Here is a 22,886-nt window from a genome sequence, read left to right on the forward strand (position 1 = left end):
AATAATATTTAAGAAAAGGAAGATGAAGATGAAAGATAATTTTTTTGTTAAAACTCATGGCTTGGGGAATGAATACATAGTTTTAGAAGAAGATAGAATTGATTTCACTCTTATTGATAGGGCTATTAAAAGAATTTGTAATGTTAATTTTGGTATAGGTTCTGATGGAATTTTACTTAAAGTAAAATCAGAAAAAGCTGATTTTGGATTAAGAATATATAATCCAGATGGCTCAGAAGCTGAAAAAAGTGGCAATGGTTTAAGAATATTTTGCAAGTATATTTATGATTATGGTTTTACTAATAATGAAGTTTTCACAGTTGAGACAAAAGGTGGAATAGTTAAGGCTAATATTGTTGAAACATCTAATTCAAAGGCCAAATTAATTACAGTTGATATGGGAAAAGCAATTTTTAAAGCAAGTGATATTCCTACAAACTTTAAAAGTGAAGAAGTTATAGGTGAAAAAATCACACTTAATAATAAGGAATTTGAAATAAATTGTGTTTCCTTAGGAAATCCACATTGTGTAATAATAAAAGAGGAGTTAGACATTGATGAAATAAAAACCTTTGGGCCATTAATTGAGAATTACAAGGAGTTTCCAAATAGAATTAATACTCAATTTGCAAAAGTGATTTCTAAGGATGAGGCTCAAATACTAATATGGGAAAGAGGAGCTGGATTTACGCTAGCTTCAGGAAGTTCTTCTTGTGCAGTTGCCTCTGTTTTAAGAAAAAGAGGATTAATTAATGATAAAGTTAAAATAAAGATGCTAGGTGGAGAACTAATTATTGAAATTGATGACAACTGGAATGTAAGAATGACAGGGGAAGTTAGAGAAATCGCAAAAGGAAATTTAAGTTCAGAACTTGTTGAAGATTTAAATAAATAATATATATTTAAAGCATTATGTAAGTAGTGGGAAAGAACTATAAAAATAGTCTTTCCCATTTTTTGTATAAGAAGATTGATTACTTATTTATCAGAAATTTTTACAACAAGTTTAGCTAATGTATTTCTATCATTTTCATCAGCTGCATCCCACAATTCTTTAAGAAGCCTTTCCTCATGATTTCGTGGATCTACGTTATTTGAAAGAAATGTACCTACCTTTTCAGCAACTCCAGTAATAGTTTTATCAGAAAGTCCTACAGTTTCGCCAGCATCAATAGCTTTACCTAAGGTAGCTTTCCAAGAATCCCAGTCTTTTAATGTATCCATGTTATAAAACCTCCCTAAACTATTATTTACTCTATTATTATTTATAATTTTCAAATAAACTATGTAAAAATAAACCCTTGATAAATGTTAAATATAAAGGTATAATTAACAAAAAAGTTAATATTTTTTGAGATAGAGGCGCGATGTTTAAAAGTACCATTACTGAGGTAAGCACATAGATGTTTTGGAAAAGGAACCATCGCCGAAGTGTATAGCTGATGCTTTAAGGCTATATTGCTGGTTTTGTATAAAATATATGCAAGACTGTCACAAGTTTTTGTGGAGTGCTATACATGGAAATTTATTCGATTAAATAAATTAAGAATAATTTAACCTTGGTATTCTCCAAGGTTTTTTTTAATTTTAGGAGGTATATTATGTCAGTTCAAGGAGTTTTTGTCCCATTAATAACGCCATTTAAAAATGATGAATTAGATTTAGTATCATATAAGAAAATGGTAGAGTATTATCTAGCTAAAGGTGTTAGTGGTTTTATGCCATTAGGAACAACTGGAGAAAGTCCAACTATTGAGGATAAGGAATATGAAACTATAGTAGAAAAAACAATGGAATATGTTAATAATGCAGTTCCAGTATATTTTGGTTTAGGTGGAAACAATACTAAAAAGGTTAAGGAAAAATTAAAGATAGTTGAAAAATATAATGTAGATGGTATATTATCAGTTTCACCATATTATTCAAGACCTGATCAAAGGGGAATATATGAACATTTTAAGAGTATTTCTGAAGCAACTGATTTAGATATAATTTTATATAATATTCCATATAGAACTGGTAGAAATATTGAGAATAGTACTATTTATAAATTAGCTGAATTAAAAAATATTGTAGGAATAAAAGATGCATCAGGAGATATAAAGCAAACTACAGATCTTCTTATTAATCCGCCAAAGGATTTTTCAATTTTGACAGGTGAAGACAGCTTTTTCTATACTACACTAACCCTTGGAGGACATGGTGGAATATTGGCTTCATCTCATCTTCATACAGAAAGCTTTATAGAGGTATATAATAAGGTTAAAGAAAATAACCATGAAGAAGCTTTAAGAATATGGAAAGAACTATATCAATTTGTTCCTATGCTATTTGCGGAACCTAATCCAGCACCACTTAAATATATTTTAAATAAGATAGGATTAATTGAATCCCCAGAACTAAGACTTCCACTCACTCAAATAAGCGATGAATTAAAAGAAAAATTAAACGAAATTTTAAAATTAAAATAAAAAATTAGGGAGATCAAAGAAAATAACTTTTTGCTCTCCTTTTTTTTACTCAATTACCTCTAAGTTATTATTTTATTATTCTTAAATTTGCTCAAAATAATCATGAGGTGATTATATGAAAAAGTTTATTTCAGTAATATTAAGTTTTTCAATTTTAAGTTTTACTGTAATAGGTTGTCAAAAAGGAACTTCTCCAATTAAACCACAAGTAGTTCCTAATCAATCTGGCGGAAATGATACAACAGGAGATACAACTGGTACAACAGGAGATCAAAATAATACAAATGGTACATTGAATCAGCCTAATACAAATCCAGGGGATGGAAATGTACAAAATACAAATCCTCCAAACTCAAATAATAATCCAAAACCTCCAACTAATAATAATATTCCTGAAGGAACTAATCCATCAGGAAACCCTAATACTCCTAACAGTGGAAACCCAGGTGTTACTACTGGAGATGTTGTAAATGATATATTAACAAATACAAATGCAGAAAGAACAAAACAAGGACTACAACCACTTAAGCTTAATGCAGGAGTATCAAAATTAGCAGCAATGAAAGCTAGAGATATGTATGATAAAAACTATTTTTCTCATACATCACCAACTTATGGAGATCCAGGACAAATGCTTACTAATAATGGATTTAAATATGCAACTATGGGTGAGAATATATACACATCTACAGGAATGACACCAAATGGTGCAAATACTGTAACTCAATGGATGAATTCTCCTGGACATAGAGCAAATATACTTAACAGTGCATTTAAAGAAATAGGAATAGGAATATATTATAGTAATGGTAGATACTATGCTACTCAAATGTTCTATACACCTCAATAGAAGAGGAAAAACTCGAAGTCTTCGAACTAACTGAGGTATTTAATAATATATTTTTAGCTAAAAGTAGAAAACAGATAGAAATATCTGTTTTTTACTTTTTATAAAACACATCAGGTAATTTGTGGTATAATCTTATAAATATTATTAACTAAGGAGGAAATTACATGAGTGACAGAAACGTAGTTTTATATATAGCAATGAGCTTAGATGGCTATATAGCAACAAAAGAAGATGATATTAGCTGGCTATCACAGGTTGAAGTGGATGGAGAAGACTATGGATATGCAAAGTTTATAGACAGAATAGATACTGTAATAATGGGCAGAAAGACTTATGATAAAGTATGTTCTTTTGGAATTGAGTTTCCTCATAAAGATAAAAAATGCTATATAATTTCTAGAAAGAAAAAAGAATCTAATGGGGTTGAATACTATTCTGGAGATATAAAGAAGCTTATAGAAGAATTGAAAAATAAAGATGGAAAGGATATTTTTGTTGACGGAGGAGCTGAAGTAGTAAATGAAATTCTTAGGGAAAATCTTTTTGATGAATATATAATATCTATAATTCCAATATTATTGGGAGATGGAAAGAGGCTATTTCAAGATGGGCGTCCTACTAAGGAAGTTCTATATGTAGGAAGTAAGTCTTATTTTTCTGGGCTAGTACAAGTACATTATAAAAATAAGTAAAATAAAAATAACCTAAGGTTATCTTTTAGGTTATTTCTCTAGTCAACGGTTTCTAAACATTCATTTATAAGTTCAGAAGAATATTTAATTTGAACTTCCATAATTTTCACTCCTTTCAGTATCCTACAGACTATTCTATCACTTATAAATAAATTATCAACCAAAATTTAGCTATTTTAACATAGATATCAAAAAATAAATAATTAAAGAAGGGAAGAGTATGAGCAAAATATATGATATATTAAATAATTTGAATATTACCTTTGATGAATATAAGCATAAAGCAGTATTCACAGTAGAGGAAACTAAGGAAATACCAATGAAAATTCCAGGCCAGCATTGTAAGAACTTATTTTTGAAGAATAGAAAAGGGGATCAATATTATTTACTTATAGTTGATGATAGTAAGAGAGTTGATATAAAACATATAACAAATGAGATAAATGAAAAGTCACTTTCTTTTGCGTCTGAGGAAAAATTAAAGTCAATACTTGGGCTAACACCTGGATCAGTAACTCCCTTTGGATTAATAAATGATATAGACAAACATGTTAAGGTACTAATAGATAAGGATTTAGAATTATGTAATTATATAACATTTCACCCAAATGTAAACACTTCCACGCTACTTTTAAGTTATAATGATTTTATTAAATTTTTAGGATATTGTGGTAATGAATTTACGTATGTAAATATTACTTAGTGGAGGATTTATGGATATTAGAGTAATTATTGTATTAGTAATGAATTTTATCATTACATTAATTGGGACTTTAGGATACTCAGTAAGGCTTGTGGGAGTAAGAACTGGTAAAATTGCAATTTCATTTGCTCTTTTCAATATTGTTATGCTAGTTTCTAGAATTGCAGTTTCTATACAAACGCCAGTCTTAACAAGTTATGTAGAATTTAGCACAAATAGCTTTGAGGTACTCAAGGTATTTTATATAATTATTGTGATTTCAACAATAGCTACAATTGTAGGTGCATTTCTTATTCCTACTTTTCAAAAGATATTAGCTAAAGGTGTAATTGCATTTTCTGTAGATAAATCAGTTTCTAAAATAGTACTACATGGCTTTTCAAAAGCTGGGGTTAAACATATAAAAAATTCAATTGCTATACCAGTTAAGGAGAGCGTAACAAGTATTGAGTTTAAAAAGTTACCTAAAAAGTTATTGCTAACTAATGCAATAATAGTAGCTATTTCTACAGCAGGAGCACTATCACCAATTTATGCTGGTATGTTAGCACCTAGTTATGGGAGAACTTGTCTTGCATTAGCTGGAATTATTAATGGAATTGCTACACTGCTATTGACCATGTTTACTGATCCACATTTATCAATAATGACAGATGACGTTATTGATGGTAGAAAATCACCAGAAGAATTTAGAACTTGTGTTATTGGAATGGTAGGAAGCAAAGCTATTGGTACTCTAATGTCAGTTACATTACTAGTTCCAGCAGCATATATTATAGTATATGTGGCTGGAATAATAAAAGGTTAGGTGAAATTATGAAATTTGCTATAGTTTCAGATATTCATGGAAATATAAAGGCACTAGAAGCATTTATAAAATATATAGATGATGAAAATATTGAGAAAATACTTAACCTTGGAGATATTTTGGCAGGGGAGTATCCTAGAGAAGTATTTGAGAAGGTTTTTAGTGATAAAAGATTTATAAATATTAGAGGGAATCATGAAAATAAGTTTTCAGCATACCTATATGAGCAATATGGGGGAGAAATAGTAAGAGAATTAAATAAGCTAGAAATAAAAAAGATTATAGATATAAATGGTAAAAGTTTTTTAATGGTACATTCTAGAGAAACTTCTAATATAGATATACCTCTTTTATATAACGGGGAATCTTTAGAAAAGTTTTTAAAGGATTACGATGATTCTGTAGATTATGTCTTAATTGGTCATACTCATTTACCATTAATGGTGACAAGTTATGGAGAAAAAACAATCATAAATCCTGGCTCTCTAGGGTTGACTGTCGATGGATATGCTTACTTTTGTATTGGAGAATTTACAAATGAAGAAATATCCTTTAATTTTAAAAAAATAAAAGTTTAAATATGAAATAATTTAGATAAAATAGGAATTTAATTTCAAAAATTAACCACACTAATAATGTAACTATAGGGTTTTAAGTGCAACTAATAATTTATTTGTTTAAGAATAAATTAAGTTTCCTATAAAAACCATGTATATATTGCATTAAGGGGTGAGTTTTTTGAAAAACAAATTAATCCTCATATTATTAATACTTTTACTTAGTTTAATTCCTGTTACAGTTATGATTAACTATAAAAAAGAAAATGAAGCGATTAATAATGAAGAAACTCAGGAGATATTCTGGCCCTTTGAAAATATAGAAAAGAGAAATAAAGTTTTAAATGAAGAAAATGAATTCAACTACAAAGAAATATTAGAGCAAAAGAGAACTTTAAAGGAAGGTATTGATAAGGCTTGGGAACAAAAGTTAAATAATAGAAGTAAATCTAGAGAATTATTAAATAAATATATTAATGATGTAGCTGAAAAGGTTAAAAAAGGGCTACTATCTAATAATGATGCAAAAAACCAAATAGATAAAACTAAAAAAGAAGAGGAAGAGTACTGGGAGAATTCAAGTAAGTATATTGAAGCTAGTTTAAAAGAAATTGAATCTAAAATGGACTTAAAGCAAAAAGAAATAGATGTTCTAAAGGGAGAACTAGACACCTTAATAGATATTGGTAAAGAACAAGAAGTAGAAATAAAAGCAAAGGAATATATCAAAGCTTTAAAAGACGAAAATGAATTATTAAGTAATAAGGAATATGTTATAAAAAAGGGCGGCGAATTGCCAACTATTTTTAATTAATTATAGAAGAGGTAGCAATAATGAATATAATAAAAGATATACAAAAAATACCTAAAATTGAATTACATCTACACTTGGATGGAAGTGCAAGAAAAGAGACAATATGGGAACTACTTAATGAATTAGGTGAAAATCCCTTCAAGAGCTATGAAGAATTAAATAATATATTAAGTATTGAAGGTAAATGTGAATCACTAAAAGAATATTTAAAAGCATTTTATTTCCCAGTAAAGGTAATGCAGACAAAAGAGGCATTAACAAGAGTAAGTAAAGAGTTGGCTCAAGATCTTGCAAAAGAGGGAGTTATTTATAGTGAAATAAGATTCGCTCCATATTTCCATCAAGAAAAAGGATTGAGTATAGAAGAAGTTATAGAAGCTGTGCTAAAAGGATTCTCCGAAGGGGAGAGAAAATATAAAGTTAAAAGTAGGTTAATCATATGTGCCATGAGAGGTTTTCCTATTGAAAAAAATATAGATTTAGTTAAAAGAGCAGCTGCTTTTTTAAACAAAGGTGTTGTTGCTATAGATTTGGCAGGGAATGAACATGATTTTCCCCCTGAAGAAAGCAAAGAAGTTTTTAAACTCGCAAAAAGTTTAGGCTTTCATATAACTGTGCATGCGGGGGAAACCGGAAAAGAAGAAAATATAGAAAAAGCAATAAATATACTGGGAGCTGAAAGAATTGGACATGGAGTGTTTGCATATAAGAATCCTAATATATTAAGACTTATTAAGGAAAAAGATATTTTCCTTGAAATGTGTCCAACCAGTAATTTAAATACTAATGCAGTAAAAAGCTTATCGGAACATCCTATAAAAACATATTATGATAATGGGTTAAAAGTTACTATAAATACTGATAATAGAACAGTTTCTAATGTGAACTTATCAATTGAAATGAACAATATAATTAATGAATTAGGATTTTCTTTTAAAGATTTTGAGAGGATTACTCAATATGCAGTGGAAGCAGCATTTTGTAGTAGTGAGGATAAAGAGTGGTTAAAAAATAAAATTGAAAATTATTATATTTAATAAAATAGAGTAATTAGTTTAAAAATATTTTTTTATTGTTAACTTTATAATGAATAATACTATAGCAATATGATAAAAATATCAAAGGAACTAATAAAACATAGCTTTGCCATAAGCCTGTTATAAGTATCCTCATTAAACTCCTGGTATCAGGGGTTTTTTTCTTTTGAAAACAAATGCTTTTTTTATAAATAACTTTAAGTTAATATAATAATAGAAGAGTAAATTAAAGGAGGAGTTATTTTGAAGGAACTTAAGAACTCAGAAAAAACAAGCGAAACTTTAGGATTTATGGTATCAGCATGTATAGAACAGCTAAAGGATGAGAAAGATGTAATAGCTAACCTTTCAAATATTTCATCATTTATTAATTTTTATATGGATAGATGTAATTGGGTAGGATTTTATCTATTTAAAGAAAATGAATTAGTTTTAGGACCATTTCAAGGATTGCCAGCCTGCATAAGAATTCCATTAGGAAAAGGTGTATGCGGAACAGCCGCATTAGAAAAGAGAACTTTAAGAATTGAAAATGTACATGAGTTTCCAGGTCATATTGCTTGCGATGCAGCATCAAACTCAGAAATTGTAATCCCAATAATAAAGAATGGTGAAATTTATGGAGTTTTAGATATAGATAGTCCCGAATTATCTAGATTTACTGAATTAGAGGAAGAATATCTTACTAAAATAGTAAAGGAAATTGAAAAATATATTTAGGAGATGAGTAGTTTTGGATAGAGAAGAAATATTTAATAGAGATCCTATTATACTATTAAGTATGGTTAATATGAAATTGAGAGATTTTTATAGTTCTCTAGATAATTATTGTTATGAAGAAGAAATAGATCAACAAGCATTAATTGAAAGATTAAAAGAAGCTGGATACGAGTATAATTCCAGTAGAAATGCATTTGTATAAAAAAAATTTTAAATAATGGAAAAAAATATTTGAATATATAAATATATTATGGTATATTTTTCTTGACCTAAAAACGAGACTCTTTCTATCTAGCAAATTGGATAGGAAGGGTTTTTAATTTTTAAAATTTGGAAGGAGTTGTTAAGGTGTGACCGTGAATGCATTTGTTCAGCTAGTGAATGTTTCAAAGAGGTTTGATGGAGATAAAAAGTTAGTTCTAGATAACCTGAATCTAACAATTAATCAAGGAGAGTTTCTAACGATGCTAGGACCTAGTGGCTGTGGGAAAACCACAACACTAAGAATAATAGCAGGCTTTGAGAAACCAACAAATGGAGAGGTTATAATTCAAGATGAGAATGTAACTTTAAAAGATCCAAATGAAAGATGTGTAAATACTGTATTCCAAAACTATGCACTTTTTCCTCATATGAATATTTATGATAATATTGCCTTTGGTCTTAGAATGAAGAAGGTAAGGAGTGAGGAAATAGATGAAAGAGTTAAAAAAATGCTTAAAATGGTTAAGATGGAGGAATACACAAATAGGATGCCTTCAGAATTAAGTGGAGGGCAAAAGCAAAGGATTGCTATAGCCAGAGCGGTTATCAATAATCCAAAAGTATTATTGTTAGATGAGCCATTAGGAGCTCTAGATCTTAAACTTCGTAAACAGATGCAGTTTGAACTAAAGCATTTGCAAAAAGAGTTAGGGATAACATTTATTTTTGTTACCCATGATCAGGAAGAAGCATTAACAATGTCAGATAGAATAATAGTAATGAATGAAGGAGTTGTAGAACAAATAGGAACTCCTTATGAAATATATGAAAAACCATCAACAAAATTTGTAGCAGACTTTATTGGAGAGGCAAATATTTTAGAAGCTGTAGTTAAGGAATTAAAAGATAACCAAGCTTTACTATCAATTAATACAGGTGAGGAAATATTAATAGAGAATAAAAATTATGAGGTTAACGAAAAGTTATTTTTAGCTATAAGACCAGAAAAATTAAGCCTATCCAATTATGAAAATAAACTTATGTCTTTAAAGGTAGCATATAAAGAAAAAGTTTATACTGGTGTAACTCAAAGAACCATAGTTACTCTTGAAAGTGGACAAGAAATACAAGTTCTAGAATCAACAGACGATAATTTTGATTTTGATAATAAAACCAATGTATATGTTACTTGGAAGCAAGATAATCTAGTGGTGATGAAGTCATGATAAAGAAGAGAAAAATAAATATTGGTGCACTTGCTACATTAAGTCCAGTAACTTTTTGGATGATAATTTTTTTCTTAATACCAGCCCTCTCAATACTCGTTATTAGTTTTTGTGTTAGAGGTGAGGTAGGTGACATACAATATAAATTTACTTTAGATAACTATAGAAAGTTATTTAATCCACTTTATATAAAAATATTCTTTAACTCCTTAATGATTGCAGTTTCATCAACAGCTTTATGTTTAATTTTTGGATATCCATTTGCTTATATAATTGCAAGAGCACATAAGAAGTTGAAACCTATTCTTGTTATGCTTGTTATATTGCCATTTTGGACTAACTCCTTAGTAAGAACCTATGCAATGATTATATTGCTCAGATCAGAAGGTATCTTAAATACTATTTTATTAAAATTGCATATTATAAACGTGCCGATAGAGATTATGTATACCAATGTTGCAGTAATGATAGGTATGATTTATATGATGATACCATTTATGGTGCTTCCGCTCTATTCCTCAATTGAGAAGGTTGATGAGTCTTATATAGAGGCCGCAAGAGACTTAGGTGCAAGCAAAACCAGTACTTTTATAAATGTTATATTACCATTAACTAGAGCAGGTATAGCTTCAGGTAGTCTATTAGTATTTATTCCGACCTTAGGATTATTCTTTATAAGTGATCTTATGGGAGGAAGTAAGGTTGTTTTAATGAGTAATCTTATTAAAAATCAGTTCCTAACAGCAAGAAATTGGCCATTAGGTTCAGCTATTTCAGTAGTACTAATAGTAGTAATGTTAATTTTTATGGCTTTATCAAGACGTGGAAGCGGTGAGTCCATAAGAAAAGAGGTGCTATAGATGAAGAAAAATAGGGGTGGAATTCTTAAAATAATTTACGGATTACTTATGTATTCATTCTTATATATACCTATTATAGTTTTAATTGCTTTTTCTTTTAATGAATCAAAACTTAACGTAACTTGGACAGGTTTTACCTTAAAGTGGTATAGAAGTTTGCTAGAAAATCAAGGAATACTTGTAGCGACTAAAAATAGTTTTATTATTGCATTGGTAAGTTCAGTGTTTGCAGTAATTATAGGAACCTTGGCAGCTGTAGGTATGTATAAATATAAATTTAAAGGAAGAAATCTTTTAGAAGGATTATTATATATTCCAGTTATTATACCTGAGATAGTGTTAGGTATATCACTACTTACATTTTTCTCATATACAGGAATACCTCTTGGTATGGTAACATTAATACTTGCACATATAACATTTTCAATAGCCTATGTAGTAAGTACAGTAAAAACAAGGTTAGATGATTTTGATAAATCAGTTGAAGAGGCAGCAAGGGATTTAGGGGCTACAGAAACCCAAACTTTTTTCAAAATCACCCTTCCGATAATAATGCCAGGTGTTATGGCTGGAGCACTTTTAGCCTTTACATTATCTTTAGATGATATGATAATAAGTTTTTTTGCAGCCGGGCCAGAAAGTGTCACCTTGCCACTTAAGATATTCTCAATGGTGAAATTCGGAGTAACTCCAGAGATAAATGCTCTTTCAACACTGATGCTTTTATTTACTATAATTATAATCTTATTATCTGCATTACTTAGAAATAATCAAATAAATATGAAAAGGGTAGGAGCAATACTTTTAAGTATTACAGTATGCGTGTTATTTATAAGTGGAGGAATATTTAGGTTTGTTAAAGGCCCAAGTGAAGAAAAAAGAGAATTAAATGTATTCAACTGGTCGGAGTATTTACCACAGTCAGTTATAGATAAGTTTGAAGAAAGATACAATTGTAAAGTAAATTATAGTACCTTTTCTTCAAATGAAGAAATGCTTGCGAAGATTATGGCAGGAGGAGCTAATTATGACCTTGCTGTAGCCTCAGATTATATGGTAGAAATTCTAAAAAAACAAAATTTAATAGAGCCAATTAATAAGAATAAGTTATCTAATATAGGGAACTTAGGAGATGAATTTATGAATCTTCCTTTTGATAGGGGAAATGAATACTCTATTCCATATATGTGGCTTGCAGGAATCATAGGCGTAGACTCTTCAAAAGTTGATCCAAGCACAATAACTAGCTATGATGATTTATGGAAACCAGAGTTTAAAAATTCTCTTGTAGTATTGGATGATGAGAGAGTAATCATTGGCTTAACCTTAAAATCTTTAGGTTATTCATTAAATGAGACTTCACCAGAAGCACTTGAAAAAGCTAAAGAAAAATTAATTAAATTAAAGCCTAACATAAAGGCCTATGATAGTGATTCACCTAAAACTATGCTTATAAACGGTGAAGCAAAAGCCATATTTGCTTGGGGGGCTGAAAGCAGTTTAGCAAAAAGAGAAAATAAAAATATTCAAATGGTATTGCCTAAGGAGGGGTTATTTTTACAACAAGATAACTTTGTTATTCCTAAAGGAGCTAAAAATAATGATTTAGCACATGAATTTATAAACTTTATTTTGGAACCAGAAATAAGTGCTGAAATATCAGAAGCGTTTCCATATGGAAATCCAAATAAGGCAGCCTATCCTTTAATTGACCCAGACATTATAGCAGATAAAGCAGTATATCCTCCTAGTGAAGAAGTTAAAAAAGGAGAATATTTAAAAGATATTGGAGATAAAATTAAGATTTTTGATGATATTTGGACATCAGTAAAACAAGAAAATTAACTTTTCATTGAATTACAGTTATTTCATATTTATAATAGAAATAAGTAAAATAGATGGGAAGTGATCTTTTTGGCACTAAAAAATAAAGGAAAAGCAACAATATTATCATTAGCGGTAGCAGCATTAATTGCGTCATTAATAAAAGATAAAAAATCTAATGAGGATAAGATATAAATATATTGACTTTAGAAATTTGTTAGTATAATATAAATACAAAGAGAATATTTAAATCCTTTGATAAGGAAGAGTAGTTATAATAAATTGTTAAAGAGAGTTGAGGGTGGTGGAATCTCAACACATGGAGTTATAATGAATGGGCCTTTGAGGAATAAGGTGAAATCTAGTGAGAGTAGCTGAATCGTAGTTTCTACGTTAAGAGAAATAAGGTATGTTAGTACCTGATTTAAGTGGCGTTTTATACGCAATTTAGGTGGCACCACGGATTTAATCTCCGTCCTATTAATATAATAGGACGGAGTTTTTTTATTTTCTTTTAATTATAAAGGGCTATTTTAAAAATTATTTATTAAGGGGGAGTTCGTAATGAACACAAAAAAATTAACATTAAATGCAATTCTTTTAGCAATAGGCTTAATGCTTCATCAATTTACACCAGCTTTAGGATTTCCAATGCAACCGGATTTTGCTTTAGCAACACTATTTATAATAATGATGATAAATAAAGATTTTAAAACTGTATTAACAGCTGGAATAATAACTGGTATATTTACTGCGTTAACAACAAAATTCCCAGGAGGACAAATTCCTAATATTATTGATAAAGTAGTAACTGTTACTATAGTTTATGGCTTGCTAAGTTTAATAAGAAATAGATTAAATAAAAATATTGTACTAGCATTAATACTTCCAATAGGAACATTAATCAGTGGAACTATATTTTTAACAGCTGCTTTATATATTGTAGGATTACCGGCTCCATTTAGTGCTTTATTTATTACAGTAGTTTTACCTGCTACAGTTATAAATTTAGTTGCTGGGCTTGTATTATTCAAAATATTCGAGGCATCATTAAGAAGAAGTGGCGCTGCTAAATCATTTGATTTATAAGATTATAATTTTAATCTTATGAAAAAGGCTGGAGAAAAATCTCTCCAGCCTTTTCAATTTGTAACACATGTTACTGATAAATATATATAAAGTGTTTATAATAAGAACATAATAGAAAAAACGAAAGAGGTTGAAAAAATGAGTTTATTTTTAGGAAAAATACATTACTGGTTATTTAATAAAATTACATGGTTTGAAGGCATAGAAGAAGAAATTCAAAATATGCTTGAGAGTAAAGGTTATAAAGTAGATGAGTGGGTAGCTGAAATATACAATAAGTATGGGGAACCAACAGAAAAGAAACCATTAGAAGATATGATAGATACATCTAACATTCATGGGTGGCTACAAGAGAAAATAACTTCTGCTGAGAGCAGACAGGCAGCATTAATTACTAAGGGAGTTAAGGAAATTGGAGATTCTTTCTTAGAATCAGTAAAAGAAATTTACATTGAAAAAGGAAAGAAGAACGCAGAAGAATATTTAAATGAAGGAAATAGTATAGAATCACCAGCAGAAGCATTTACAGCTGTTAATAATTTTATACTTGATGGTATGCCTTGTGATAGAGTAAATGAAATAGTAGAAAATTCAGAAGAACATATTGTATGGCAATCAACAATGGATATTCATGGACAATATTGGAACGTTGTAGGCGGCAATGTAAATAGCTTTTATGAATTAAGAGATGAATGGATAAAAGCTTTCGTTGAAAATTTAAGAGCAGATTACAAATTTAATAAAATATCCGAAGACACAAGAGAAATTTCACAATAAGAAAAAATAGAACATATACATATCAAAATACAGCTAGAAAGTTTGTATTGGATTATGTATATGTTCATTTTTTATTTCATAAATTCCTTTGTCTGCATATTATATAGAGATATAACTTAGGATAAAGGAGTGATAGGATATGTTAAGTAAAGGAAGTATCATAAGCGGAGATGCTGGGCATAATGCTTATCCAGACACTGGTGCCATTGGTATAAGGATTGAAGATAATTGTACTAAAGATGTATGGAAAGCTATAATGCTTAAGTTAAATGATTTAGGATATTTGGTGAAAGATTGTACTCCTTGGGATCAAAAATTTACATCAGTAAATGGTTCACTAGGATATAGGGTAAAAGAAGCTAATAGTAGTGGTTCAGCTCTTCATTTATGTATACATTTTAATATAGGTGGAGGAACTGGAGTAGAAGCTTGGATATCCGGAAGAGGCGGTCAAGCAGAAGTTTATGCAAATGAAATATGCAGTGAGATGAATAAAATAGGATATTATAATAGAGGTGTAAAAGTCGGAAATCTTTTTATCCCGAAATATACTTCTATGCCATGCGTTCTTGTTGAATGCGCTTTTTTGGATTCTAAAGAAGATATGAATAGATATAATGTTAATTCAATTGCAAATGCAATAGTTAAGGCTGTAACTGGAAGCACTTCCAATGCTAATTATGATCCTTCAGGTTCAAACCCTTCAACCCCAACATCTCCTTCGACACCTGGAGATTCAGGGAATACAAATAATTATACGCCGAATGCAAGAGTTAGATATGATTGGTTGTATGTAAGAGATGCTAAAGGAGAAATTATTCCGAATAGAAGAGTGGATATTGGGGACAAGATAAAAGTTTTAGATGTATCTTATTCTAGACAACTTGCATATATAATTTATCCTACACCAACTGGAAGTAGATATGCATATGTTAAAGTTGGAGGTTGGATTCAATATTTAAATCCATATAACGCTACTATTCTACAAGATTTAGACGTTTATTCAAATGCAAATGGAAGTGTAATTGGCAGAGTATTTAAAGATGAAAAAGTAACAATTTTAGAAGAACAAGATTCATGGTTAAATATTGTGTATACAACAGATAAAGGAGAATTTACAAAGTCTGGATGGGTTAAAAAAGAATTAGTTAAATATTAGTTAAGTTATATTATATTATATAATGAGGTGACTATAATATAAACTATAGTCACCTATTAAATATAAACTTCAATAAAATACATATTAAGAAAGTAATAGTTAGGGTTTATCTCTTTATTTAGAGCATCTACACTATGCTGAGAAATAAGTGGCTCACCACGTTTATTAAAAGAAGTAACAATTGCAGAATGAAAAATAAAATTGTTTTTCTTTTGGAAGAAAACTAAATTTCCTGGAACAATTTCACTTTTATCAATTATTCTCCCTTTAGGTCCTTTTAGGTTATGTCTATAGTTTTCTAGTAAGAGCCAATATAAACCATGAGCTGTAGCCCAGGATATGGAATAGTCATTTTTATTTCTATAGTACCACAAAGGATTATTAAAATTCATGGGTGAGCCGGCATAATGAATACTTTGAGAAACAAAATTAGCACAGTCACTTCCTCCAGAAGATATATTACCTAAGTAGCTAAAGGTTTTATTTCCATAAAGAGCATATTCATAGGCATAATCAACAATTTTGATTTTATCTACTTCTATCATAAAATCTCCAAAATAATATTATAAAATTAGTATACTATTTTAGTACCCTAAATTGTTCATCAGTATTAGAATCTATTGTTTTAAAGGTATATCCTTTTTCTTTATAATACCTTATTATAGATGGAAGCGCTTTAACAGTATTTTTGTTATTAGTACTACAGTGAAGCAGTAATATTATTCTATTTTTATCACTTTTAGAATTTTTAAGAATGTCATATGATGAAAGACCTTGAATTGCTCCATCTTTACTATCAACATTCCAATCATATATCTTTAAACCTTCACTATGAAGCATATCTACCATTTTAGTATCAATTTTATACATATTATTGTTACATCCAAAAGGAAATCTTAATATTGTAGACTTATAACCAGTAAGTTCCTCAAGCTCATTTTGAGTTTTTTTCATTTCACTTAAAAAAGAACTTCTGCTGCTATAAATCTTATCTCTTTTATGACTATAAGAATGTAATCCAATACTATGGCCATTCTCATACATTCTGAATACAACATCTCTATTTCTTTGAATTTGTTCGCCAATTAGAAAAAAGGTTGCTTTTACTCCATTTTCATCTAAAACATCAAGAACCTTATTACTCACCTTAGTAGGCCCGTCATCAAAAGTAATATATATTACTTTTTCTTCACTTTCTATTCCATAGCAAGGAATAAAATTTAATGTGAATAATAAGAATAAAGTTATAAAAAAAGTAAATTTAGACTTCGTCATTTCAATCAGCTCCTTTTCACAAGTATTATTTGCTATAAAACAAAAAATATTAAATATTTATTAAGTAATAAAAGGAGTTAATGCAATATTCTACTAATTTGTAAAATATAAAAGTGTGAGTTTACTCGATATTTTATGAAGATAAAATTATAAAAAATAAATAAAAATTAAGAAGTTAAGAAATTGAAATTATGTTATAATGTATGTAATTAAAAAAAAGCTTATGAAAAGGATGAGTAATATGGGAAAAGGTTTAAATACATTGATTTATTTAGTAGTAACAATATTCATAATTGTTGGTGTAATAGCCTTATTATCTTGGATTTTACCTTATGTGTTAATTGTACTAGTTATATTCTGGGCTTATAGATACATAAAGAATAATATGTTTAAAAGTAGAAAGCATAATAATGTTAATAGATATTCAACTACTTATAAAGAACAGGAAGATTATGCAGATGGGAATGTTATAGATGTAGATTATGAGGATGTTAAAAAGTAGAGGGATTTATTTGATATAGGTAGGAGAAATAAAATGAAGTTAATTAATTCTAGGTATAGAATAGAAAAAACTATTTCTATGGGTGATGAAATTAATAGTTACTTAGTTAAAGATTTAGAAGATTTAAAAGTATATGTATTAAAAGTAATTGAAACTAAAGTCTTAAATGAAAGAATAAAAGAACATATTTTATCAAATATAACCTGGATTAAAAATTTAAACTTTCCAGGTTTAGTTAATGTACATGAATTTTTAACTATTGAGAATATAGATGGTATTGTTTTGGAAAATAGAAAATATGCGTATCTTATAGATCCAATATACGAAGATGTTATTAAATCAAAAATTTTAGTGAAAAGCACTTTTGATTTTAAGCTGAATCTATTTGCAAAGGTACTGAATATAATTAATACATTAAGTATTAAAGGATACAAGTATAGAAACTTATCTTTGGACAATGTATATTATAGTGAAGATGAGGTTAAGTTAACTGATATTTTAACTATGGAAATAGAAAAAATAAGCGTTATAAATAAAAACAGAGAAGTGGACATACTTGGAAGTAGTCATGAAATTCAAGAGTATGATTTTAATCATATTGAAATTTCAAATATTTATCATGGAATTTTTGAAGATGAGTTAGAAAATAGAAGTATTAATAGTAGTAAAATTTTAGTTTTATATAAAAATATAAGAGATAAAATGTTTATTTCTCTAAATGAGTGTATAGATTATATAAATATACATTTTGAAAAAGAGTATAGTAGGTTCGACTATAATTCTTTAAATAAAATAATAGAAGATGTTGAAGTTATAGGAAGAGATTATGAAATTAAGAGATTTTCTCAAGTTGTGGATAATTTAGTTTCTAAAAGAAATAAATTTTCTATAATAGGGATTGATGGAGATGAAGGTAGCGGAAAGACAAAATTATTAAATTATTTTAAAACCTTAATCTATAATAAATTTGATTATAATGCGAATTTAATTGTTGCAGATGATATAAAGAGAAATTCTGGTGGACAAATTAAGCAAAAGGATATTTTTGAGTATTTTTTGGGCTTTATAGATAAAAACTTAATAGAAAAGTACGGACAGTATTTGGAGGAATTTTGTAGGTTACTAGCTCTCCCTCATGATGATAATGAGATAAGTAAAAGCAATAGGGAATTACAAACAATTAACAGAGTTGCAAAATTACTTTCTGAAATAACTAGAAATAAATTCACTGTTTTATTTGTTGATAACATAGAAAGCAGTAGTACAATTTTTAAATTACTTTTAAAATATTTATTTCTTTCAGAATCTCAGTTTGAAAACCTGCTTATTGTCATAACATATAATCAAAATAAATTAAAGAAACATGAGGATATAGAAGAATTAATATATAATTGTAAATTAACAGAGCGTTATGAAGAATACAAAATATCCTATTTAAATGAAATTTTATCTAGACAATTAATAAGAAATATTATGAATACATCATCTGAACTTTATGATTTTTCTAATAAGATATATAAAGAAACACTGGGAAATCCAATGTATATAATTGCAGTTGTAAAGAAATTATTTGAAGATAAATTACTTTTTGTATCAGAACAGACAGGAAGATGGAAATTAAACTTACAACAGCAAGAAATTGCACTTCCAAGAAACATCGAATTAGAAATTGAGAGAAGCTTAAATCAGATTTCAACTAAGGAATATGAAATCATGAAGAAGATGTCTGTTATAAATGGTGCAGTTGAAGAAGATTTCTTATTTAAAGCAAATGTATTAGATAAAAATAATTATGATGAATTTTATTTATTGCAAAACAAAGGTTATATTTCTGAAAAAATTTCTGATAGGGCAATACTCTATGAAATAAATAATAATCTTGTGAAGAAGATTGTATCTAAGAGTATAGATGAAAAAGAGAAAAAAGAACTACACAGGGAAATCTCAAAATTATTAGAGCATGAAATTGAATTAGGACATGACTATAATGATGAACTTATATATCAATTTGATGTTTTAGGTGAAACAAAAAAACTTATATACTTTTGTAAAAATAGAGGTAGACAAAAGTTAGAGTCTTGGGACAATACCAGAGCGATTTATTACTATAAAAAGGCATTAGAAGCAGAAGAAATTTCTAATGAAGAATATATTGAAATTGCTTTAATTTTAGCAGATTTATACTATAGACAAGGGGAAATTAAAGAGTCAACAAACTATTATTTTAACGTAATAGAAAAAACTGATAGTCAAGAGGATAAATCCCTTTGCTATTCAGGTTTAGCTATAGTTGGATATAGAATTGATGGAATAAAAGAAACAGAATATTATTTGAAGAATTCAAGAGGTATTTTAAACAACCTTGATTATAAGTATGGTGAAGGTATATATAATTTAGCCTTACTAAAACATCTTTGCTTTATTGGTAAATATTCTGAAGCTATTGAAGCAGGAGAGAGTGCACTTGAGATATGTAGAAGTGAAGATTTTGACCTAAAAGGCTATTTAAACCTATATATTGGATATTGTTATCTCAATATTTCTCAAGGTAAAGAAGCTATTGATTGCTTAAATAAGGCAAAAAATCTATTCAATAAGACTTTTAACCTTAGAGGAGTAATTTCATCGAACATCTATTTAGGAACAACACTATTTGAAATAGAGGAAAATCTAGAGGGTGCTTTGAGCTTTTTTATAAATGCTCAGAAGGCTTCAGACAAATATCAAATTAAGGATTTAAATTTACTTTCGGAAATAAATGTTGCAGCAGCTTTAATGTCTCAGCGAAAATTTGCTGAGTCAGAAGATCTCTTATTAAAAGCATTAGAAAAGGCTAACGAATGGAATCATGAGTTCTATAAGGGAATAGTCCTTTCCTATCTTAGCAGCTGTTATTTACACTTGGACAAGCTTCAATTAGCACATAGATATTTAGAAGCATCATTATTAGTAACTTCTAAGTATAATATTGGCGAAGTTTTCAAAAAGTCATTAAAGAGTAATGAGGCTAGATACCTATACAAAATTAAAGATTATCATATGGCTTTAGATATAATGTCCTCGGTTATTGAAGAAAGTTCTGGCCTTACAGGACAGTTACTAAGTAAATTAAGATGTCAGTATCATTTCTATAATCTAAGAAGTTGTAAGAACTTAGAAGATATAATAAGTGAAATAAATATAATATTAGAGGAAGTAGAATTAATAAGAGATGAATACTTTAAGGTTGAGTTAACCATTGATACAATACTTGAACTTAATGATTTAGCTTATGAAGACTTGGGTAGAGAGTTATATAAATCTTTAAGCAATGTTTGTATTGATGAAAAGTTAATTTTGAAGCTAAATTATATTAAGTTGCTATATGAGAAAAATGGAAAGTTATCTATAGTAACTGAGCTCCAAAGGCTTTTAGAAAACGTGGATGATGAAAGCTTAGTTGGCAAGGTAGCAATTAGGATAGGTGAGACTTATGAAGAGCTTAACATTCCGTTTAATGCTATAGAGTGCTATTACATGGCTTTAAGTCTAATTGTTAATAATATAAATTCATTACCAAATAAAAGTAAGTTAAACTATATCAATTATGGACGCTTTCTATATGCATATAATAAGTTTGCAAGTAGCCTAGAAAATATAACTGGAAAGCAACTATTAAATAAAGTAGAATACATTGGTTCTTTAGAAGAATTTGAAGATTTATTGCATGTATTAGAAATATCAAATTTAATTAAAAACAAAGAATTTTTATATGAGTTAGAAGAAAATTATGATAAGTGTTTTTATAACTTTTATAAAAATATGTATGATGTATTTAATGTATTTAAAAGCGATATAGTAAGCAATATAGATGTTTTAACAAAGTATTTATGCAAAATTACCTTAGCAGATGGAGCTATTGTAACTATGCAGGATGCAGATGGGGTTGAATCTATAATTCATACAAATAGAGCAATAAACCCGAAAAGAAATGTTGAATTTTTTAAGAGCAGATTAAATATTGATGAAGGCACTAAAATAATAAAAAAAGCTTTAGATTCAGAAAATAGGTTTAATGAAGAGCTATTACCTAAAGGAATGAAAGCTGCAATATGCTTAAGGATAAAAAATAGGATTAGGATTAAGGCAGCTGAAAATACTCAAGGTACATTAATCTTATATTCTAATAAGTATTTAAATAATATAAATGAAAAAACTCTTGAAAAATTGGAGAAATTAATTCCGCTATTTGGCTTTCTGTTAGATAAACAATATCTAACAATAAATTCAACTATAGACAAGTTAACAAGAGTTTATAATAGAAAATATTTTGAAGAAACCTTTGCTGATTTACTAGAAAGTTCTAGACTAGAGCATAAAGAATTTTCAATTGCTATCTTTGATGTAGATAATTTCAAAGGAGTGAATGATAAATTTGGACATGATCTAGGAGATAAAGTTTTAAGATCAGTTGCAGCAACCGTAAAAGATAGCTTAGAACCTGACAACATATTATGTAGATATGGAGGAGAAGAGTTTGTAATTATTTTCCCTAATAAGAATAAGGATAAGGCTTTATTGGAATGTGATAGATTTAGGGAAAAGGTTAGGGAAAGTAATATACTAGGGGGAAGACGTGAGCTTACTATAAGTATAGGGGTTTCTAATTTCCCACTTGACTCTACAAGAGCTGATGAACTTATTAAAAGGGCAGATGAAGCATTATATGTTGCAAAGAATACAGGGAAAAATAAGACTGTACTTTGGGATCAAGAGTATGGAAAAGTAAGTCAGGCTAACGATAAATTAGCAGGAATACTATCAGGAAATACAAGTAACGACTATAGAAAAGTTAATGCTATTATGGATGTAATTGAGATAATAAAAAATAGAGGTAATTTATCAGAAAAGATATATGAGCTTTTGTCTAGAATAAATGAAATAGTAGAATCTGATGAAATAACCTTTTTCCTGATTAAAGGTGATAAAGTTAAAGAAAGATATTCGAGAAAAAGGTATGAAGATGGTTGGTATGATGTTTCTAGATTTAATGAAGATTTAGTAGAAGAAGTAATAACAAATAAAAATGGCAGATATTTAGTAGATTGGGACAATGTATATAATCAAAATGGCAGTACATGGATGCCAGACTGGAGATCACTTTTAATAGTTCCTTTAATAAAAAATGGTGAAGTCAAAGGAGTAGTATATTTGTCTGTTTCTATAAATGAGAAAGAATTTAGTTATAATGACTTGAATTTTGTAAGTTCATTAGTAGGTATATTTTCGGCTATGCTTTAAGCATAGCTTTTTTCTTTATAATGTGACACAAAAACCTC

The 22,886-nt window shown here is 28.5% G+C and carries 22 protein-coding genes, 1 riboswitch and 1 other annotated feature; of the genes, 19 read left to right on the forward strand and 3 right to left on the reverse strand.

What is annotated here, in order from left to right; all coding sequences use genetic code 11:
• Positions 1-28 precede the first annotated feature (28 nt).
• Positions 29-895, forward strand: coding sequence for a diaminopimelate epimerase (gene dapF / locus PTZ02_RS01365; protein WP_274226036.1), 867 nt, complete (start codon positions 29-31; stop codon positions 893-895).
• A gap of 83 nt (positions 896-978) precedes the next feature.
• On the opposite strand, the gene PTZ02_RS01370 is transcribed toward dapF, so the two are convergent.
• A complete protein-coding gene (locus PTZ02_RS01370; protein ID WP_274226037.1) occupies positions 979-1,224 on the reverse strand; it encodes a DUF3243 domain-containing protein in 246 nt (81 codons plus the stop codon).
• Between the two features lie 125 nt (positions 1,225-1,349).
• Positions 1,350-1,522: riboswitch (Lysine riboswitch) on the forward strand.
• Between the two features lie 79 nt (positions 1,523-1,601).
• On the opposite strand from PTZ02_RS01370, the gene dapA reads away from it, so the two are divergent.
• The 16 genes from dapA to PTZ02_RS01450 all read left to right on the forward strand — a co-directional run bounded on the left by dapA (position 1,602) and on the right by PTZ02_RS01450 (position 15,791).
• Entirely contained in the window at positions 1,602-2,471 is an 870-nt protein-coding gene (dapA, locus tag PTZ02_RS01375; protein ID WP_274226038.1) for a 4-hydroxy-tetrahydrodipicolinate synthase, read from the forward strand.
• A 115-nt stretch (positions 2,472-2,586) separates the two neighbouring features.
• A complete protein-coding gene (locus tag PTZ02_RS01380; RefSeq protein WP_274226039.1) occupies positions 2,587-3,321 on the forward strand; it encodes a CAP domain-containing protein in 735 nt (244 codons plus the stop codon).
• A 164-nt stretch (positions 3,322-3,485) separates the two neighbouring features.
• Positions 3,486-4,013, forward strand: coding sequence for a dihydrofolate reductase family protein (locus PTZ02_RS01385; RefSeq protein ID WP_274226040.1), 528 nt, complete (start codon positions 3,486-3,488; stop codon positions 4,011-4,013).
• A 220-nt stretch (positions 4,014-4,233) separates the two neighbouring features.
• Positions 4,234-4,716: a prolyl-tRNA synthetase associated domain-containing protein gene (locus PTZ02_RS01390; RefSeq protein WP_274226041.1), complete on the forward strand. Its 483-nt coding sequence runs from the start codon at positions 4,234-4,236 to the stop codon at positions 4,714-4,716.
• A gap of 10 nt (positions 4,717-4,726) precedes the next feature.
• On the forward strand, positions 4,727-5,524 hold the full coding sequence (locus tag PTZ02_RS01395) for a lipid II flippase family protein (protein ID WP_274226042.1): 798 nt from the start codon (positions 4,727-4,729) through the stop codon (positions 5,522-5,524).
• 8 nt (positions 5,525-5,532) lie between these two features.
• Positions 5,533-6,102: a metallophosphoesterase family protein gene (locus tag PTZ02_RS01400; RefSeq protein ID WP_274226043.1), complete on the forward strand. Its 570-nt coding sequence runs from the start codon at positions 5,533-5,535 to the stop codon at positions 6,100-6,102.
• Positions 6,103-6,262: 160 nt separating this feature from the next.
• A complete protein-coding gene (locus PTZ02_RS01405; RefSeq protein WP_274226044.1) occupies positions 6,263-6,895 on the forward strand; it encodes a hypothetical protein in 633 nt (210 codons plus the stop codon).
• A 20-nt stretch (positions 6,896-6,915) separates the two neighbouring features.
• Entirely contained in the window at positions 6,916-7,932 is a 1,017-nt protein-coding gene (add, locus tag PTZ02_RS01410; RefSeq protein WP_274226045.1) for an adenosine deaminase, read from the forward strand.
• A gap of 291 nt (positions 7,933-8,223) precedes the next feature.
• A complete protein-coding gene (locus tag PTZ02_RS01415; protein WP_443112619.1) occupies positions 8,224-8,652 on the forward strand; it encodes a GAF domain-containing protein in 429 nt (142 codons plus the stop codon).
• Positions 8,653-8,665: 13 nt separating this feature from the next.
• A complete protein-coding gene (locus tag PTZ02_RS01420) occupies positions 8,666-8,854 on the forward strand; it encodes a DUF4250 domain-containing protein (RefSeq protein WP_274226047.1) in 189 nt (62 codons plus the stop codon).
• 148 nt (positions 8,855-9,002) lie between these two features.
• The gene (locus PTZ02_RS01425; protein ID WP_274226048.1) at positions 9,003-10,082 is read left to right on the forward strand and encodes an ABC transporter ATP-binding protein; all 1,080 of its coding nucleotides are present in this window, start codon (positions 9,003-9,005) and stop codon (positions 10,080-10,082) included.
• Entirely contained in the window at positions 10,079-10,942 is an 864-nt protein-coding gene (locus PTZ02_RS01430; protein WP_274226049.1) for an ABC transporter permease, read from the forward strand. Before PTZ02_RS01425 ends, PTZ02_RS01430 begins: the two co-directional genes overlap by 4 nt.
• Positions 10,943-12,787, forward strand: a complete 1,845-nt coding sequence (locus PTZ02_RS01435; protein ID WP_274226050.1) for an extracellular solute-binding protein — start codon at positions 10,943-10,945, stop codon at positions 12,785-12,787. It abuts the gene before it with no gap.
• Positions 12,788-13,012: 225 nt separating this feature from the next.
• Positions 13,013-13,249 (forward strand) — a binding site (T-box leader).
• Positions 13,250-13,330: 81 nt separating this feature from the next.
• Positions 13,331-13,855 (forward strand): tryptophan transporter, encoded by a 525-nt coding sequence (locus PTZ02_RS01440; RefSeq protein WP_274226051.1) that lies wholly within the window; start codon positions 13,331-13,333, stop codon positions 13,853-13,855.
• A 138-nt stretch (positions 13,856-13,993) separates the two neighbouring features.
• The gene (locus PTZ02_RS01445; protein WP_274226052.1) at positions 13,994-14,632 is read left to right on the forward strand and encodes a hypothetical protein; all 639 of its coding nucleotides are present in this window, start codon (positions 13,994-13,996) and stop codon (positions 14,630-14,632) included.
• A gap of 139 nt (positions 14,633-14,771) precedes the next feature.
• The gene (locus PTZ02_RS01450; protein ID WP_274226053.1) at positions 14,772-15,791 is read left to right on the forward strand and encodes an N-acetylmuramoyl-L-alanine amidase; all 1,020 of its coding nucleotides are present in this window, start codon (positions 14,772-14,774) and stop codon (positions 15,789-15,791) included.
• 56 nt (positions 15,792-15,847) lie between these two features.
• Here PTZ02_RS01450 and PTZ02_RS01455 read toward each other — a convergent pair whose 3' ends face one another.
• On the reverse strand, positions 15,848-16,336 hold the full coding sequence (locus PTZ02_RS01455; RefSeq protein WP_274226054.1) for an amidase domain-containing protein: 489 nt from the start codon (positions 16,334-16,336) through the stop codon (positions 15,848-15,850).
• Between the two features lie 34 nt (positions 16,337-16,370).
• On the reverse strand, positions 16,371-17,066 hold the full coding sequence (locus PTZ02_RS01460; protein WP_274226055.1) for a polysaccharide deacetylase family protein: 696 nt from the start codon (positions 17,064-17,066) through the stop codon (positions 16,371-16,373).
• A gap of 241 nt (positions 17,067-17,307) precedes the next feature.
• Here PTZ02_RS01460 and PTZ02_RS01465 point away from each other — a divergent pair, with 241 nt between their 5' ends.
• Together PTZ02_RS01465 and PTZ02_RS01470 are read left to right on the forward strand one after the other, a co-directional pair.
• On the forward strand, positions 17,308-17,568 hold the full coding sequence (locus PTZ02_RS01465) for a hypothetical protein (RefSeq protein WP_274226056.1): 261 nt from the start codon (positions 17,308-17,310) through the stop codon (positions 17,566-17,568).
• Positions 17,569-17,601: 33 nt separating this feature from the next.
• Positions 17,602-22,848, forward strand: coding sequence for a diguanylate cyclase (locus tag PTZ02_RS01470; RefSeq protein ID WP_274226057.1), 5,247 nt, complete (start codon positions 17,602-17,604; stop codon positions 22,846-22,848).
• The last annotated feature ends 38 nt before the right edge of the window (positions 22,849-22,886 follow it).

This window comes from Clostridium sp. 'White wine YQ' (assembly GCF_028728205.1).
Lineage (GTDB): Bacteria > Bacillota > Clostridia > Clostridiales > Clostridiaceae > Clostridium_T.